This window comes from Enterococcus sp. DIV0712 (genome assembly GCF_050554855.1).
Classification (GTDB): domain Bacteria; phylum Bacillota; class Bacilli; order Lactobacillales; family Enterococcaceae; genus Enterococcus; species Enterococcus faecalis.
This window is the reverse complement of the sequence record NZ_CP187333.1, coordinates 2,638,612-2,655,616: the sequence shown is the minus strand read 5'-3', so window position 1 is coordinate 2,655,616 and position 17,005 is coordinate 2,638,612. Positions and strand designations below refer to the sequence as shown.

Genomic DNA, 17,005 nt, shown 5'->3' with positions numbered 1-17,005 from the left:
CAACTGCGACTTTGTTGCAACTGCGCAAGCCATTACTTGTTCCAAGTGTCGTCAGACCTTCTTTCAAGTGATGCTTGCCATTTGCTAACAAGTTGCTGACTCAGCTTCTCTAAATAAGGAAATGGAGGGAATTCCTTTTGATCGATGTAAATAAATTCGAAAGTATGCAAATAGGGCTTGCTTCACCAGAAAAGATCAGAAGCTGGTCTTATGGGGAAGTTAAAAAACCCGAAACAATTAACTACCGTACATTAAAACCCGAACGTGAAGGGTTATTCTGTGAACGCATTTTTGGTCCAACCAAAGACTGGGAATGTGCTTGTGGTAAATATAAACGTATCCGTTATAAAGGTATTGTCTGTGACCGTTGTGGCGTTGAAGTCACTCGTTCAAAAGTACGTCGTGAACGTATGGGACATATTGAATTAGCCGCACCAGTTTCACATATCTGGTACTTTAAAGGAATTCCATCTCGGATGGGTCTTGTTTTAGACATGAGCCCTCGTGCATTGGAAGAAGTCATTTATTTTGCTTCATACGTTGTCATCGAACCAGGTGACACAACATTAGAGAAAAAACAATTGTTAACGGAACGCGAATATCGTGAAAAACGTGAACAATATGGCCAAGCCTTCAAAGCTGCTATGGGTGCCGAAGCCGTGAAACAATTATTAGATAACGTCGATTTAGATGGCGAAGTTGCGCAATTAAAAGAAGAATTAAAAACAGCTTCTGGTCAAAAACGGACACGTGCCATCCGTCGTTTAGACATCTTAGAAGCCTTCCGTGCTTCTGGTAACCAACCAAGCTGGATGGTAATGGATGTTATCCCAGTTATTCCACCAGATTTACGTCCGATGGTTCAATTGGAAGGTGGTCGTTTTGCAACAAGTGACTTAAACGACTTATACCGCCGTGTTATCAACCGTAACAACCGTCTAAAACGTTTATTAGACTTAAATGCACCAAGCATCATTGTTCAAAACGAAAAACGGATGTTACAAGAAGCGGTCGATGCTTTAATCGATAATGGTCGTCGTGGCCGTCCAGTTACTGGACCAGGTAACCGTCCATTGAAATCTCTTTCTCACATGTTGAAAGGGAAACAAGGTCGTTTCCGTCAAAACTTACTAGGTAAACGTGTTGACTATTCTGGTCGTTCCGTAATCGTCGTTGGTCCGTTCTTAAAAATGTACCAATGTGGTCTACCAAAAGAAATGGCGATTGAATTATTCAAACCATTTGTAATGCGTGAATTAGTACAACGTGAAATTGCGACAAACATTAAAAATGCGAAACGTAAAATCGAACGTGGCGAAGATGAAGTTTGGGATATTTTAGAAGAAGTTATCCAAGAACACCCAGTTTTACTTAACCGGGCACCTACGTTGCATAGATTAGGGATCCAAGCTTTCGAACCTGTTCTTGTTGAAGGTCGTGCGATCCGTCTTCACCCATTAGTTTGTGAAGCCTACAATGCCGATTTCGATGGAGACCAAATGGCGGTTCACGTGCCTCTAAATGAAGAAGCACAAGCAGAAGCTCGTATGTTAATGCTTGCTGCCCAAAATATCTTGAACCCGAAAGATGGTAAACCAGTTGTTACACCATCTCAAGATATGGTCTTAGGTAACTACTACCTAACAATGGAAGAAGAAGGACGTGAAGGGGAAGGCATGATCTTCCGCGACATGAACGAAGCTGTTTTAGCATGGCAAAATGGCTACGTGCATTTACACTCACGTATTGGGGTTCAAACAACACTTTTAGGTGACAAACCATTTACTGATTGGCAAAAAGAACGAATCTTAATCACCACAGTTGGTAAGATCATCTTTAACGAAATCATGCCTGTTGAGTTCCCTTACTTGAACGAACCAACAGACTATAACTTAACTGTTCAAACACCAGATAAATACTTCGTAGAAGCTGGTACAGACATTCCTGCACACATTAAAGAGCAAGAATTAGTTTTACCATTCAAGAAGAAAAATCTTGGAAATATCATTGCTGAAGTCTTCAAGAGATTCCACATTACGGAAACCTCTAAAATGCTTGACCGCATGAAAGACTTAGGTTACAAACACTCAACTTATGCTGGGATGACAGTAGGGATTGCCGATATCATGGTTCTTCATGAAAAACAAGCAATCATTGATGCTGCCCACAAACAAGTTGAAACAATTACTAAACAATTCCGTCGTGGTTTAATTACTGATGACGAACGTTATGAACGTGTAATCGGCGTTTGGAACGGTGCCAAAGACGAAATCCAACAAAAACTGATCGAAAGTATGGAAGCTCGTAACCCAATCTTCATGATGTCTGACTCTGGAGCCCGTGGTAACATCTCCAACTTTACACAGTTAGCTGGTATGCGTGGTTTGATGGCCGCTCCGAATGGACGAATCATGGAATTACCAATCATCTCAAACTTCCGTGAAGGACTTTCTGTCTTAGAAATGTTTATCTCAACTCACGGGGCTCGTAAAGGGATGACCGATACGGCCTTGAAGACAGCCGATTCAGGTTACTTAACACGTCGTTTAGTTGACGTTGCCCAAGACGTAATCATTCGTGAAGACGACTGTGGCACTGACCGTGGTCTTGAAATCGAAGCCATTCGTGAAGGTAATGAAATTATCGAACCATTAGACGAACGTCTATTAGGTCGTTATACACGTAAATCAGTTGTTCACCCAGAAACTGGTGCAATCATCATTGGTGCGGATCAATTAATCACTGAAGATCTTGCCAGAGAAATCGTGGACGCTGGTATTGAAAAAGTAACCATCCGTTCTGTCTTTACATGTAACACAAAACATGGTGTATGTAAGCACTGTTACGGACGTAACTTGGCAACTGGTTCTGACGTTGAAGTCGGAGAAGCAGTTGGTACAATCGCCGCTCAATCAATCGGGGAACCTGGTACACAGTTAACCATGCGTACGTTCCATACCGGTGGGGTTGCCGGTGATGATATCACTCAAGGTTTACCTCGTATCCAAGAAATCTTTGAAGCACGTAATCCGAAAGGGCAAGCAGTGATTACAGAAGTAACCGGTGAAGTTATCGATATTTCTGAAGATCCTGCCACACGTCAAAAAGAAGTAACCATCAAAGGAAAAACAGATACACGTACCTATACTGTCCCTTACACTGCACGTATGAAAGTTGCTGAAGGCGACATCATCCACCGTGGTGCACCGTTGACAGAAGGTTCAATCGATCCAAAACAATTATTACAAGTTCGTGATGTTTTATCTGTTGAAAACTACCTATTACGTGAAGTACAACGTGTTTACCGTATGCAAGGGGTAGAAATCGGGGACAAACATATCGAAGTAATGGTTCGTCAAATGTTACGTAAAATCCGCGTAATGGATCCAGGTGACACTGAAATCCTTCCAGGAACATTAATGGACATCGCAGAATTTAAAGACCGTAACTACGACACATTAGTTGCTGGTGGCGTCCCTGCTACTAGTCGTCCAGTCTTACTTGGTATTACCAAAGCGTCATTGGAAACAAACAGCTTCTTATCTGCTGCATCCTTCCAAGAAACAACACGCGTGTTAACAGATGCTGCTATCCGTGGCAAAAAAGATCCATTACTTGGATTGAAAGAAAATGTTATCATTGGTAAAATCATCCCAGCTGGTACTGGTATGGCTCGTTACCGTAACATGGAACCAAAAGAAGTTGGCGTAGCTAGCGAAAACGTTTATAGTATTTCAGACATTGAAGCACAAATGGCTGCTGAAGATGCGATGAAAAACATCAATAAATAAACCCTAAAAAGCCGTAAGGAGCATGCTCCTTGCGGCTTTTTTTATTTGCTATAACCAACTGATTGTGAGTAAGCCCAAACTTAAAAAGGGGACAAAGGGAAGTGTCTGTTCAACTGGATACCCCAAAAATTTACAGCTGTAGCCATAGATTAGGCCATAACTACTGGCAAAAAATAGTAGCATCAGCAACTGAGGTACCTGTAAAAAACAGCCCCACAAACCCAGTAACAAAAGATCCCCTCGCCCCATGGCTTCCGGAAAATAATGTAAGACGGATCGGAAAAAACAAAAACAAAAAAGACCAGTCAGTAAGTAAAACGAATGCTGACCCGCAATTTTCAGCAAGCAAAGCACAAAAAAACTAGGATAAAGAATCTTCGGTTCAACCACTAAATACCAGTAATCAATCAAGGATAATGTGAAAGCGCTCGTCAGCCACCACCAGAGAATCAAAGCATCAATCGTCAGGCCAGCAAAAAAACAGCTTGCGGTTAAGCCGCCCATGACAAGTTCTGCTAAAAGATAACTCTTAGCTACTGGCTGTTGACACTTTCGACAACGAAAGCGCTGCAGCAAAATCGAAACAACTGGAATTAATTCATAAAATTGTAGAGGTTGGTGGCAACCTTGACAGTGGGAAGGGGGCCACCACAAAGAACGCCCTACTGGTAAGCGCTCCGCCACTAAGCATAAAAAAGAACCGAAACAGGCACCAATCAAAAAGAGACTTAAGAAAAACATAGGTTACCTCCTTAAAAATAAACTACGCTTTTTTTAAACTTTTTCGTTTGACTAGACAAATCTTTTTTTGTTAGGAATAATAAAAGAAACAAGAAATGAGGGAATCAAATGGAAAAATTAGCGATTGGTGTCGACGTTGGCACCACGCAAGCCAAAGCAGTGGCTTTTCAAGCAAATGGCACAGTCGTAGCTTCTAGCTATGTGCGTTATCCATTAATTCAAGAGACTGAAGGAATGGCGGAGCAAGACCCAGAAACGCTGTTCCAAGCTGTGGTGAACTGTATTCGAACCGTCACACAACAAGTGAAGAATCAACCAATTGGGCTCATTTCTTTTGCTTCAGCGATGCATGGCTTAATTGCCATGGATGCGCAAGGACGCCCATTGACCCAAGTGATTACTTGGGCTGACACACGAGCATCTGATTATGCGGAAGCGTTAAAAGAAACGCCAGCGGCCCAATTGTTTTATCAATTGACAGGCATGCCAGTTCATCCAATGGCGCCTTTGTACAAGATTCGCTGGCTGCAGGAAAATCAGCCAGCCGTTGCGCAGAGCGCGGCCAAGTTTATTGGGATTAAGGACTACATTTTTTACCGTTTCTTTGGCGAATACTGGACAGATTATAGTAGTGCTTCGGGGATGGGTTTATTTAATATTCACACGCGGCAATGGGAATCGTCGATTTTGGCGTATTTATCTATTGAGGAGGAACAGTTGCCAAAAGTTGCCCCGTCAACGTTCATTTTTCCAGCATTAGCGCCTTCTTGGCAAGAGATGCTTGGTGTTGAGGAGGAAACGGTTTTAGTTCTTGGTGGCGCGGATGGTCCATTGTCTAATTTAGGTTTGGGAGCGCTAGGAATGGGTGTAGCGACTTTGACCGTTGGTACGAGCGGCGCACTTCGGTATATTGTCGAAGAACCTTTTTTGCATCCGCAAGGTGAAACATTTTGTTTTGCTCTAGATGAACAGCACTGGGTGATTGGTGGCGCAAGTAGTAATGGTGCAGTTGCGTTAGATTGGGCGAGCCAAACGATTTTTGCAGAAGAACGTCAGCAAGCTATCCAAAACGGGACCAATCTCTATGACCCAATTATGGCCAAAATTGCAACCGTGCCAGCCGGGGCAAATGGCTTACTGTTTCATCCTTATTTGCTAGGTGAACGAGCACCGCTGTGGAATGCAGAGGCGAGCGCAAGTTTTATTGGCTTGCGCAAAAATCACCATGCCGGACATTTAGCTCGAGCGGTGGTGGAAGGCATCTGTTTCAATTTAAAAACCATTTTAGAAGATTTGAAACAACTCGGTGGACCCGTTCAGGAGATTCGGGCGACAGGCGGCTTTGCTGATTCCCCTGTGTTCCGTCAAATCATGGCTGATGTGCTGGGAGAAACGTTATCGTTCACTGATAGCACCGAAGCTTCGGCATTAGGCGCTGTTTTGCTAGGTTGGCAAGGCTTAGGGCAGTTACCAAATTTGCAAGCAGCGGCGCAACAGGTGCTGATTCATGAAACGGTCACGCCACGAGCGGATCAATTGCTAGTTTATCAAGAACTGTATCCTGTTTTTCAAGAAACCCAACAAGTTTTAGCACAAAGTTATCAAAAATTAGCAGAATTCCGCAAATAATTGATAGTAAATAGCTTTGACAAATGGCTGAGAAGTTGCTTAACTAGAAGAGAGACAAAGACTTGAGGAAATGAGGATGAGGAATGAAGAAGCAGCTACTACCACTATTTCTGTTATTCATTGGGGCGTTAGCAAGCTGCAGTGCACCGTCTCGTTCCGGCGAAAAAGCAGCGCAACAGTTGGTAGATTACTTTATTTATCAAGAAAAGCCAGCGACATTCTCTCAAACTTTTCGTGAACCGAAAGTCTTAGCGGAGCATTTGCAGACGAGCCGTCAACAGTTCCAGAAGCAATTTTTCAATAGCTTAAAAGAAATGAACGCTGAAGTCACCGAGACTGAAGCCCAGAAGCTTAGCGCAGAATTACTGGCTCAAGTGAAGAAAAAAGCGTCATATCAACTAGTAGCCACAAAAGAATTGAATGGGCAAGCGACAATCACTTTTCAGATTAAGGGCTTAGATTTTGTGACGGCGATTGAAGATACAACCACTGCTCTTCTTCAGCAAACGCAACAGGCAACACAAGTGCTAGACATGCAGCACACGTTAGCCGTTTTAAAAAAAGAAATCCAACAAATCAATGTCAGCCATGAGCCAGTTGAACTGCCATTAACGGTTAAGCAAGTAGAAGGACAATGGTATTTACCGGCAGCGGAGCAACTGAGACTGAATCAGTTTTTTTTAGCTTTCGTCACAGGAAAAGAAGATACTGACCAGTTGACAGAGGCACTCGACATGATCCTCACTCAAGCGGAACAAAAAGTCGTCACTGCGGATGAAAAAACAGCGATTTCAGGAAATTAATTAGATTCTTAATTGTAATTATTATAATTTGATAATAATTTTAAAAAAGAAAGGTTTTCAGTGTACTTTTTTCACAATTCATATTACACTAAGAGTGTAGAAATAATATTTAGGAGGATGACAAAGAATGAAATTTGAAAAAACAAAAGAAATTTTGAACCAACTCGTTGCAGATTTAAGCCAATTTTCCGTGGTAATTCATCAAACACATTGGTATATGCGTGGACCTGAATTTTTAACACTTCACCCACAAATGGATGAATACATGGATCAAATCAATGAGCAATTAGATGTTGTTTCAGAACGTTTAATCACATTGGACGGCTCTCCATTCTCAACATTGCGTGAATTCGCAGAAAATACAAAAATTGAAGATGAAATTGGTAACTGGGACCGCACCATTCCAGAGCGTATGGAAAAATTAGTAGCAGGCTACCGTTACTTAGCAGACCTTTACGCAAAAGGAATCGAAGTTTCTGGTGAAGAAGGCGACGACTGCACACAAGACATTTTCATCGCAAACAAAACAGACATCGAAAAAAATATTTGGATGTTACAAGCCAAACTTGGCAAAGCGCCTGGTATTGACGCATAATTTAAAACAACTCCCAAAGCCGCTGACGTTGACGTTGGCGGTTTTTTTCTGTTTAAAAGGCACAAAAAAATAAGTGAAAATCTATTTTCTGAAAGCGCAGAAAAACATTGACTTTATCAGTGATTGAAGGTAAAATATTAAATGGTATTGTTTGCCCCACAATGAGCCCCGGAAACTCAAGTGTATGTCAAACATCGAAAACAAAATTGGAGGAAAGAAACGTGCGTACAACATATATGGCCAAAGCTGGCGAAGTAGAACGTAAATGGTACGTAGTAGATGCAACAGATGTTCCTTTAGGACGTCTATCAGCAGTTGTTGCTTCTGTACTACGTGGTAAAAATAAACCAACATTCACACCACATGTGGATACTGGAGATTTCGTAATCGTAATTAACGCTGATAAAGTAAAATTAACAGGTAAAAAAGCTACAGACAAAATTTACTACCGTCACTCAATGTATCCTGGAGGATTAAAATCAGTGACAGCTGGTGAATTACGCGACAAAAACTCTCGCCGTCTTATCGAAACTTCTGTAAAAGGTATGCTACCTAAAAACACTTTAGGACGTAAACAATTTACTAAATTGAACGTATACGGTGGAGCTGAGCATCCACATGCTGCACAACAACCAGAAGTATTAGATATCACGAACTTAATTTAAGGAGGGAAATTCATTGGCACAAGTACAATATAGCGGCACAGGCCGTCGTAAAAATGCAGTTGCCCGCGTACGCTTAGTACCAGGTACTGGTAAAATTACTGTAAACAAAAAAGACGTAGAAGAATATATTCCACATGCTGACTTGCGTGAAGTTATCAACCAACCATTTGGCGTAACTGAAACAAAAGGCGCTTACGATGTAATCGTAAACGTAAACGGTGGTGGCTATGCTGGACAATCAGGAGCTATCCGTCACGGAATCGCTCGTGCATTGTTACAAGTAGATCCTGACTTCCGTTCTGCTTTAAAACGCGCTGGGTTACTTACTCGTGACGCACGTATGGTTGAACGTAAAAAACCAGGTCTTAAAAAAGCTCGTAAAGCTTCACAGTTCTCAAAACGTTAATTATTTGGAGTCGTTGCGAACGTGTTCGCTTACGAAAACAATCTGGGACGAAGATTTCCTTGGAAATCGAGTGCCACTCAATTATCATTTTGAAAGACACTTTCCAAATGAGGAAACTAAAATTATAAACCGTCCATTTTGGACGGTTTTTTTAAATTAAAGATAGGTGAAAATATGATAGAATCAAAAAAATACCCAATAGTTACACCAATTATGGCATGTATTTTTATAATTGTTCAACGTGTATTATTTTCGGGTACAGCGATTCCACAATATGACCAAAATGGTACGCGTTTTTATCTTTATTCAGTAGCATTAGGATTAGTTGCAGTTGGTGGGAATTTATTGGCTTTATATATGGGGTACCACGGAAAAAAAACAGTAGGAACCAAGCCGCTAGCTAAATTTGCAAATTTTTATTTATTATATGTTTTTGGAACACTCGTTTTAAATTTGTCTTTGGCTTCTTTTTCATTAAATATACGTGATTATTGGACGATACTCTTTCCGATTAGTCAAAATATTTTTCCATTTGCTACGGCTTACTTGCTTTTGTTTTTATTAAGCCCTTATTTACACGAGTATTTAGATCGGTTAAAGAACGAACAAATCAAATGGACCATGTCACTACTAACATTCTTTTTAATCGCTTTACCAACTTTTTTTGGAAAAGATATTTGGGGAATGGCTAGCGGCAATAGCATTTTACTTTTAATTTATTTTTACTTAGTTGGCTACACCATTTATCGGTTTAAATTTCTTCCTCGTTATCATTTGAAATTTATTCAGGTGGCTTTTGGAATAGTAATATTAGCAAGCTTAGTCTTACTAATGACGCATATTTCTCTATTTTTAAACAAAGGAACAAGTACTGCTACTCGATTCAATGTTCCTTGGTCTCTTTTTTCCGTGTACTATTCGATTTCTTTATTTATATTTTTAGAAAATGTAAATAAACGATTTTCCTTATTGCGTTTAAATTTTAATGTGCTATCTACAAGTTTATTAGTTGTACAAATCTTATTAAACTGGCCAATTGTTACACGTCTAGTTTCTGAGAAATTTGTTCAAACAGAGGTGAAATCTGGTACTGTTTGGGCAAAACAAATTATCTATTTAACTATTGCTTATTTGATAGTAGCACTTCTTTCTAGCTGTGTTGTATTACTTTTACAAAAAATTCCGCTATATCGTAAAATTGAGCAGAATTTAAGAGTAGAAAATTTTTCACAACTAAAATTGAAATTAAGTAAGCTATGGAACTGGGTCTGCGCTTACCGCAGATTATTTTATAGTGCGCTATTTTTCTACTTATTCACGATTATGCAAATGTTATTAATTGCAGATTATGGATCAAAAGATGCAGCACTTCGTTCTATTTTTACCGTTGTTATCAATAGACAGGCGCCGGTTTTCTTAAACGTAATCGTAATCATGACATTTTTAATGTTAGTTATTTTATTGATTAATAGATTTTGGTATGCGTTTGCGTTTACCTTAGTGATAGATCTTGTTTTAACTATCGCGACAGTTTTGAAAATTAAATATAGGCTTGAACCAATTTTACCGGCGGATTTAGCTTTTTTAAACAGTATTAGTGAAATTTTAGATATGCTAAATCCTGTCATTCTTATTATTAGCGTCATTGGTTTAGTTTTAGTAGGAATTTATTCTTGGATTCTACAAAAACGTTTGGAAAGAACCTATCATCTAAAAATAAACATAAAAAAACGAGTATTAGGAATTGTCTCAATTTTAGTGTTTTTTTCAGGGGTCTTTTTCATTAACCATCAGAACTCGCTGCCTAATTTGGTGTTTAAGCTTTTCCGTATTGATAGTCAATTTTATAATCAAAGACGTGGGACACAGATCAATGGTCCAGTCATCCAATTTTTAAGTAATATTGATGTGAAAATTATGGAGGAACCCTCTGGATACTCACAAGAGAACATTAAAAAAATTATGGCAAAGTATGATGCAGAGGCTAAAAAAATAAATTCAGAGCGTCAGGATTGGCAAAAAGAGCAAACGGTTATTTTTACTCTTAGCGAAAGCTTCAGTGATCCGTCTCGATTGAAGGATATAACTTTGAACAATAATCCATTTCCGTTTATTACACAGTTATCTAAAGAAACAACATCGGGTTTAATGCTTTCCTCAGGTTATGGTGGAGGTACAGCAAACATGGAGTGGCAATCGTTGACAGGGATGGATTTAAGTAACTTGGGGGCTACCTTGCCTGTGCCTTACACTCAGTTAGTGAACAAGCAAAAAAAGACGCCTACTTTTTTAAATTTATTTGATGAAGCTGTAGCAATTCATCCATTTTCTGCAAATACTTACAGTCGTTTAAATGTATTTGAAAAGTTTGGGTTTGATAAATTTCATTATATTGGAAGTCCAGATGGATTGAATTATACACAAAAGATTGAAGCGAATCCTTATATTTCAGATGAAGCAGCCTATCAAGAAACAGTTGATGCGATAAATGCAACGGAAGGTAAGACTCAGTTTATCCAATTATCGACAATGCAAAATCATATGCCATATAACAATTACTACAAAGAAGACACATTTGATTTCGAGGGGGCTGGTGTCTCAGAAAGCAATAGAAATCAAATGAAGACCTATCTTCAAGGTTTAAATTATACAGATCAAGCAACGCAGAAATTTATTGAAGAAATTGATAAAATTGAAAAACCAATTACAATTGTTTGGTATGGAGATCATTTACCAGGTATCTATAAGGAACAAGATTTAGCGAAGTATCCTTTGTTGTATCGAGAAACAGATTATTTCGTATATAACAATAAATATGCACAACAACAAAGAAAACTGCCAAATTATTCATTAGTATCTCCGTATATGTTTTCTTCATTGGCGCTCGAGCAAGCTAATATTAAAGTGACACCATTTTATGCCTTGTTAACAGCAGTGACAAATAATTTACCAGCTACAACAATTGACCCTAATTCTGGTAGTCAAAACGTTCAGAATGGTAAAAAAGTATTTGCTAGTGATCAAAATAAAACGACAGAAGAAAAAGATCTTACTAAGGAGCAAAAAGAGTTGCTTCATGATTATGAATTGATTCAGTATGACCTAGTCGCAGGAAAACAATATTCAGCAGATTGGGCGGAAAAAAAAGTGAATTGATTGGCAATAAAAATGTTATATAAAGAAAGTAGGGCATAAGTCGAAACGACTTATGCCCTACTAGCTATATCTTAAAATAATTAGCTGAACAAAAGCAACTTCTTCAGAAATAAGCCGAATTCTCCAAAAAATGGTATCATTAAGTAATGAAACATAACCATAAAAAATAACGAATATCGGAGGCAGAAAATGAGTAGTGTGGTTTGTCAAAGTTGTGGGGCGAATGCGTTTAGATGGTACGATACCGCTGATCAAGTGGTGGAATGTAAGTATTGTCATTCCAAGCAAGCTTTTATAAAAGGTATGGGCGTCGAGTCAGCCATAAAAGTTGTTGGGGGAAAAGAAGAAGCGGAGACGGATTCTGAATACCAAGAACGGATTATTCATCAATTTGGCTTGAAAGATCAAGTGATTGAAGTGAAGAATTATTCATTAATCGATATTCCGTTAACATTTATTGTTTGGTTGTATTTGGATATTTTATTAGGAGCATTGTTTATCTGTGGTGGTTTTCTTTCTAAAAACTATCGAGCTTGGTACGCCAATTTACTTCGTTGGCACTTTTATGGTTGGCGTTATACAAAGTCAGCGACTGAAAAAGAGAAGGCAAGTCAACGGATTAGAGGCAGTCTGTTGATTAAATGGCTACTTCAAGAGGACCCCGACAAAACGAAAAAATTAATAATGGTTGGCGTGTCCATCCTGTTCACTGTCCTGTTCGTTTACACTACAGGAAATGGCGCTGCCTAAACGAAATATTTATTGAAACACTTTCTGTTGATAGAAAGTGTTTTAACACAAAATAAAAAAAGTGGGTCATAAGTCGAAATGACTTATGGCCCACTAGCTATATTTTAAGATAATCATCTGAACAAAAGAGACTCTCCCTATAACCCTCACCGAGAAGACAAAATTTCATAAATCACATAGAGTTCCCAGTTGGAAATCTCTATTCGATAAAACTGTTCTAGGGTATAGAAAATGTTTTTAGCATTTTGGAAAAATGGTTTTTGGTTAATGGTTAGTTCCTCGAGGTTAGCAGGGATTTCATAGTCTTCAACGCCGAGCATTGTCCGCTCTACCATGAGCGCGTTGTGCATCATTAAGTTAAATTTCATTTTGCCGCTGAGTGTGAGGTCGAAGCGTTTTTCAATGTTTTTTGTAACGTTTTCGACTTGTTTAATAATGACGTCAGGATTTAGAAATTCTAGTTTTTCTGACAAGCCTTCTTTCGAGAAGAAGTGAACAAATTCGTTAATCATGCTATCAATGTTATTGGGATGCATCAAGTTTTGGAAAGGTTCCATCAACTGGGTTCCTGCATCTTCGTCTAACATGTCTAAGAGATTCACGCTAGCAACATTCGTATGATTGTCTAAGTAGGACGTCGTCAAAATGAGCGAGGTTTCTTTTAAATAATTTTCTTCGGCGTTGGCAATGTCTAACGTGTTCACCAAATCTTTGTATTTTAGGGTAATGACTTTAATATCAGTATACAAGTATTTTTGACAGATTTGTTTGATTTGCTTGGCAATATCCAGACCTGAAATACTAGAGACAATGATATTTTTTTCCACTGAAAAGCCTTCAAAGTACTGTACATCGGTTTTAAATTTTTTTTCAGCGGTTTTAGCAATACCATAGAAAAGTTGTTCGTTCATTAATTGATGACCAATTTCCAACGCATAGGCAGTGGTCAGGTTGTTGATCACCAAGAGTTCTCCAAGAATTTGCGGTTTCAAACTTTTATAAAGTTGTGTCAGAGAACCCATATCGACGAGCATAATGACGCCTTGTGATGTGTCCCGCTGAGAAAGCCAGTCTTTAACTTCGGCGACGATATCTCGGACGGAGGAGGTTAAGGGCATGTTAATCGCATCGAAAATATAGGTACCACATAATTTGTTGGCAACGGCTTGAATACTTGTGGCAGTCGATTCACCATGCGCCACGAGGAGCGCTTGGTAAGGAATCGTTTCAGAAATTTCTCCGCTAAGTAATACAGATAAGAGTACCTCTGTCAAGAAACGGTATTCTTCTGGCAGCGGACTGACTAAGTTTTTCACGAGGGAAACCGTTCGCGGATAGTGTTCTTTTAACTGTGCTTGGACTGGAAGGAGCATTGTTTCGTTAAATGTTGGCGGTAAAATTTTCAGCAATTTGGCAACATCTTTCATCGGTTTTTCAGTTTGTTCAGGTTGGTTAATAATTAGTTTGTTTTTGGTTTGGACTTCCGTGACTAGGTTTTGTAAAAAATAATCATTTTCCAAGGTTATTTCATCGTCTAAACAATATTTAATGAATTGTGTCAGTTCAGTTTTTAAGTGGGCCAGTGTTTTTTCTTTTGTAAATAAGGCTTCAAATGTTGCGAAAATATCGGAAGAAAGTGTGTCTTCTTCTAACACTTCTTTGTCTAAAGGAATCGCAATCATTGGTTGAGTTGCATCGCCAATGACGACAGGTTGATTGGGCAAAGTTTTTCGTAATTGCGACGCGCAAAGGAGCTGCACTTTGTTGGATAAACTCCCCACATTGCCAGGTTCGTCATTTTCTAATAATGCCGTAAAGATTTCTTCGTCCACGTTGATGTCTTTGGTCATTCGTTTCGCTTCTCGGTGGAATAAGTTTTTTAAAATCGCAATCCGTTCTCGAATGGGGCGCTCTTTGAAGTTCGGAAGTGAGACGATTACGGAAATTCGGCGATAAAAGGTTGGTAATAAGACTTTTTTCGGGTTTTCGGTGGTCGCAAATAGTAGCCGGACCTTGGAATGGACCATTTTTCCTTCTTCACCAATAGGGCGGAAGGTCCCTGTATCCATAAACTGAAAGAGTTTTTCTTGGTTTTCGTTGGATAATCGATGTACTTCATCTAAAAAGAGTACGGAATTATTAGCTTGGGCCAAGAGTCCTTGCTTTTCTGATTCAGCTCCAGTAAATGCGCCTTTGGTATGGCCGAAGAGAATGGATGATAGCAATTCGGGATTGTTGGCATAATCGGCACAGTTAAAGGTGTAGAATTTTTCCAGGCCAATGATTTGTTCATTTTTCAGATACTCATAAATCAGTTTTGCCAAAAAGCTTTTGCCGACGCCACTGGCTCCATGGATTAATAAAGGCATACCCAATGGGGGATACAACATAGCGGCTTTGCATTGTTCGATGGCTTTTTTGGCGCTGCCTTGGCTACCGATGTATTGTCGAAACACATCGGTCGTGGGGGTTGTTGCACGGGTTAATTGCCAATAAACGGGTTTTTTTCCCGTTTGTTGGACTTCACCTTTTTCCAATAATTTATTTAAGTATAAGCTGGTTACCGAGCGGCTTAATTGAATTTTTGTGGCAATTTCTTGTGTGCTCATCGGGGTGTTGCTGGTTTCTAAAATATCAACTAAGTGTTGGTAGGTCTCCAAGCGCATGATTCATCGTCCTTCCAAAAGAGAGGTCGGGACAGGGGTTGCTTCTGTTCCCGCCGTTTATCAGCTTTTAAGCCTGAGATAAAAATCACTTTGGATTTTTGTCTCAGGCTCTAAGTGTTTAATAATTAAATGTTTATTGTTTCAATTTTAACAGATGCCTAGTAATCCTAGCAAGATGCCTAAGAACATGATACCAAACATCACCACGTTAACATTGACTTTTTTGCGTAATAGCCAGAAAGCAAGTAACGTCACGGCTAATGGTACGATACCGACGAATAGTTGATCCAAATAGTCTTGGATTTTAACTACGTCTTTGCTTCCTTTAACGGAAACTTCAAGAATCGTTTTGAATTTTACATTTGAAGCAGTCATACTGCCCATCATCATTAAGCCTAGCATACTTGATACTTTTGTGAGTATCTTCATTCCGCCTGATTCGTACATTTTTTGGATAAAACTTTCACCGATTGAATAGCCGCTATACAACGCATAATAGTGAATCAGGAACGCAGGAACGTTGTATAAAAGTAAGAAGACAATCGCCCCTAATGGCGAACCGGTGCTGGCTAATGAAATCCCAATACCGGCAGCAATGACACGCAAGATGCCCCAGAAGAAGGAATCACCGATGCCTGAAAGTGGCCCCATTAGTGAGGCTTTAACTGCTGTAATAGAGCTAGCATCAAAATTTTCGTCTTCACTGTTTTGTTTTTCCATCGAAGCAACGAGCCCCATAATGAAGTTATTGATATGCATGGTTGCATTGAACCAAGTGGTGTGACGCACCAATGCCTCGGCCCGTTCTTCCTTGGTTTTATAAAAACGATTGATAACTGGGAGTAAAGTGTACATGACACCCACTGCGTGGTATTGTGTAGCTCCTGTCCGGCTAGCGTTCATCGTCCAAGAACGCCAGAAAACAGAGCGCATCATTTTTTTCTCTTCTTTAGATAAATTCTCTTTTAACTTCATGCGAAAAAGTCCTCCTCTTCGATTTCTTTCGCGCTGCCTTCAACCGCAGAAGACGCCGCAGGTTTTCTTTTTAGAATGTCGCGAAATTCTACATCCCGTTGGGCACTCACGACACAAATTACTGTCCCGATGACCGCTACCGCAACGGCTGGTAATTGTAGGTACGCGGTTAAAACAAAGCCTAAAATGTAAAAGACGGCTAATTTATTATCCCATAACAGTTTCATTAACATAGCAAACCCAACGGCAGGTAAAAGTCCGCCAGCTGCGCTTAAGCCGTTCATCAAATTTTGTGGAATACTTTCAACAAACAGATTTACTGGCCCGCTTCCTGCTAAAATTCCGATAAATGAAATCGAAGCGATGATTAAATAATAAATAATCCACGTTCCGTAATGCAGTGTCACAACCATTTTTTGGTTGCCTTCACGTGCTGCTTTGTCAAGAGAAGGAGCAAAGATATTCATAAAGACATTTTTTAAAAACATCACCACGAAAGCGGCTAACATCCCAATTGGTACGGCTAACGTCATGGCGGCTTTTTGTTCGACATTTGAAATAATTGCAAACGTTGTGGCTAAAGTAGTCGCAGTTACAGGTTCCGCTGCGATAACACCACCGATATTAACATTTCCTAAGAAAATTGCTTCTAAAGAGGCCCCCATTAAGACCCCTGTTTTCATGTCGCCCATTAAAATTCCTGTGACTAATCCAACGACTAAGGGACGTTCCATCATACTTTGACCAGTTAAATAGTTCCCAGCAAAACAGATAAATACAGCTAAGGCTGCCATTGTTGCATGCATAAGCATTGTTCATTTCCTCCTT

Annotated in this window: 12 protein-coding genes; 8 read left to right on the top strand and 4 right to left on the bottom strand. The window is 39.6% G+C overall.

Annotation, left to right across the window (positions count from 1 at the left end; genetic code table 11):
* The first annotated feature begins 137 nt into the window (after nucleotides 1-137).
* Nucleotides 138-3,791, top strand: coding sequence for a DNA-directed RNA polymerase subunit beta' (rpoC, locus tag IGL42_RS12685; RefSeq protein WP_002354777.1), 3,654 nt, complete (start codon nucleotides 138-140; stop codon nucleotides 3,789-3,791).
* Nucleotides 3,792-3,839: 48 nt separating this feature from the next.
* Here rpoC and IGL42_RS12680 read toward each other — a convergent pair whose 3' ends face one another.
* Complete coding sequence (locus IGL42_RS12680) at nucleotides 3,840-4,532, bottom strand: prepilin peptidase (protein WP_010710857.1); 693 nt, start codon at nucleotides 4,530-4,532, stop codon at nucleotides 3,840-3,842.
* A 108-nt stretch (nucleotides 4,533-4,640) separates the two neighbouring features.
* Here IGL42_RS12680 and IGL42_RS12675 point away from each other — a divergent pair, with 108 nt between their 5' ends.
* From IGL42_RS12675 to IGL42_RS12645, 7 genes are all read left to right on the top strand, one after another.
* Nucleotides 4,641-6,161, top strand: coding sequence for a gluconokinase (locus IGL42_RS12675; protein WP_002396789.1), 1,521 nt, complete (start codon nucleotides 4,641-4,643; stop codon nucleotides 6,159-6,161).
* 83 nt (nucleotides 6,162-6,244) lie between these two features.
* A complete protein-coding gene (locus IGL42_RS12670) occupies nucleotides 6,245-6,964 on the top strand; it encodes a DUF5105 domain-containing protein (protein ID WP_010710858.1) in 720 nt (239 codons plus the stop codon).
* Between the two features lie 127 nt (nucleotides 6,965-7,091).
* Nucleotides 7,092-7,559 (top strand): Dps family protein, encoded by a 468-nt coding sequence (locus IGL42_RS12665; protein WP_002354782.1) that lies wholly within the window; start codon nucleotides 7,092-7,094, stop codon nucleotides 7,557-7,559.
* 236 nt (nucleotides 7,560-7,795) lie between these two features.
* Complete coding sequence (rplM, locus tag IGL42_RS12660) at nucleotides 7,796-8,224, top strand: 50S ribosomal protein L13 (protein ID WP_048670019.1); 429 nt, start codon at nucleotides 7,796-7,798, stop codon at nucleotides 8,222-8,224.
* Nucleotides 8,225-8,237: 13 nt separating this feature from the next.
* The gene (gene rpsI / locus IGL42_RS12655; protein ID WP_002354786.1) at nucleotides 8,238-8,630 is read left to right on the top strand and encodes a 30S ribosomal protein S9; all 393 of its coding nucleotides are present in this window, start codon (nucleotides 8,238-8,240) and stop codon (nucleotides 8,628-8,630) included.
* 138 nt (nucleotides 8,631-8,768) lie between these two features.
* Nucleotides 8,769-11,786: an alkaline phosphatase family protein gene (locus IGL42_RS12650; RefSeq protein WP_025191894.1), complete on the top strand. Its 3,018-nt coding sequence runs from the start codon at nucleotides 8,769-8,771 to the stop codon at nucleotides 11,784-11,786.
* Between the two features lie 189 nt (nucleotides 11,787-11,975).
* Nucleotides 11,976-12,536: a hypothetical protein gene (locus tag IGL42_RS12645; protein ID WP_002354788.1), complete on the top strand. Its 561-nt coding sequence runs from the start codon at nucleotides 11,976-11,978 to the stop codon at nucleotides 12,534-12,536.
* A gap of 146 nt (nucleotides 12,537-12,682) precedes the next feature.
* On the opposite strand, the gene IGL42_RS12640 is transcribed toward IGL42_RS12645, so the two are convergent.
* The 3 genes from IGL42_RS12640 to IGL42_RS12630 form a co-directional block, all read right to left on the bottom strand.
* Complete coding sequence (locus tag IGL42_RS12640; protein ID WP_002358978.1) at nucleotides 12,683-15,202, bottom strand: sigma 54-interacting transcriptional regulator; 2,520 nt, start codon at nucleotides 15,200-15,202, stop codon at nucleotides 12,683-12,685.
* Between the two features lie 147 nt (nucleotides 15,203-15,349).
* Nucleotides 15,350-16,177 (bottom strand): PTS system mannose/fructose/sorbose family transporter subunit IID, encoded by an 828-nt coding sequence (locus tag IGL42_RS12635; RefSeq protein WP_002354796.1) that lies wholly within the window; start codon nucleotides 16,175-16,177, stop codon nucleotides 15,350-15,352.
* Nucleotides 16,174-16,989, bottom strand: a complete 816-nt coding sequence (locus IGL42_RS12630; protein WP_002365419.1) for a PTS mannose/fructose/sorbose/N-acetylgalactosamine transporter subunit IIC — start codon at nucleotides 16,987-16,989, stop codon at nucleotides 16,174-16,176. Before IGL42_RS12630 ends, IGL42_RS12635 begins: the two co-directional genes overlap by 4 nt.
* Between the last annotated feature and the right edge of the window lie 16 nt (nucleotides 16,990-17,005).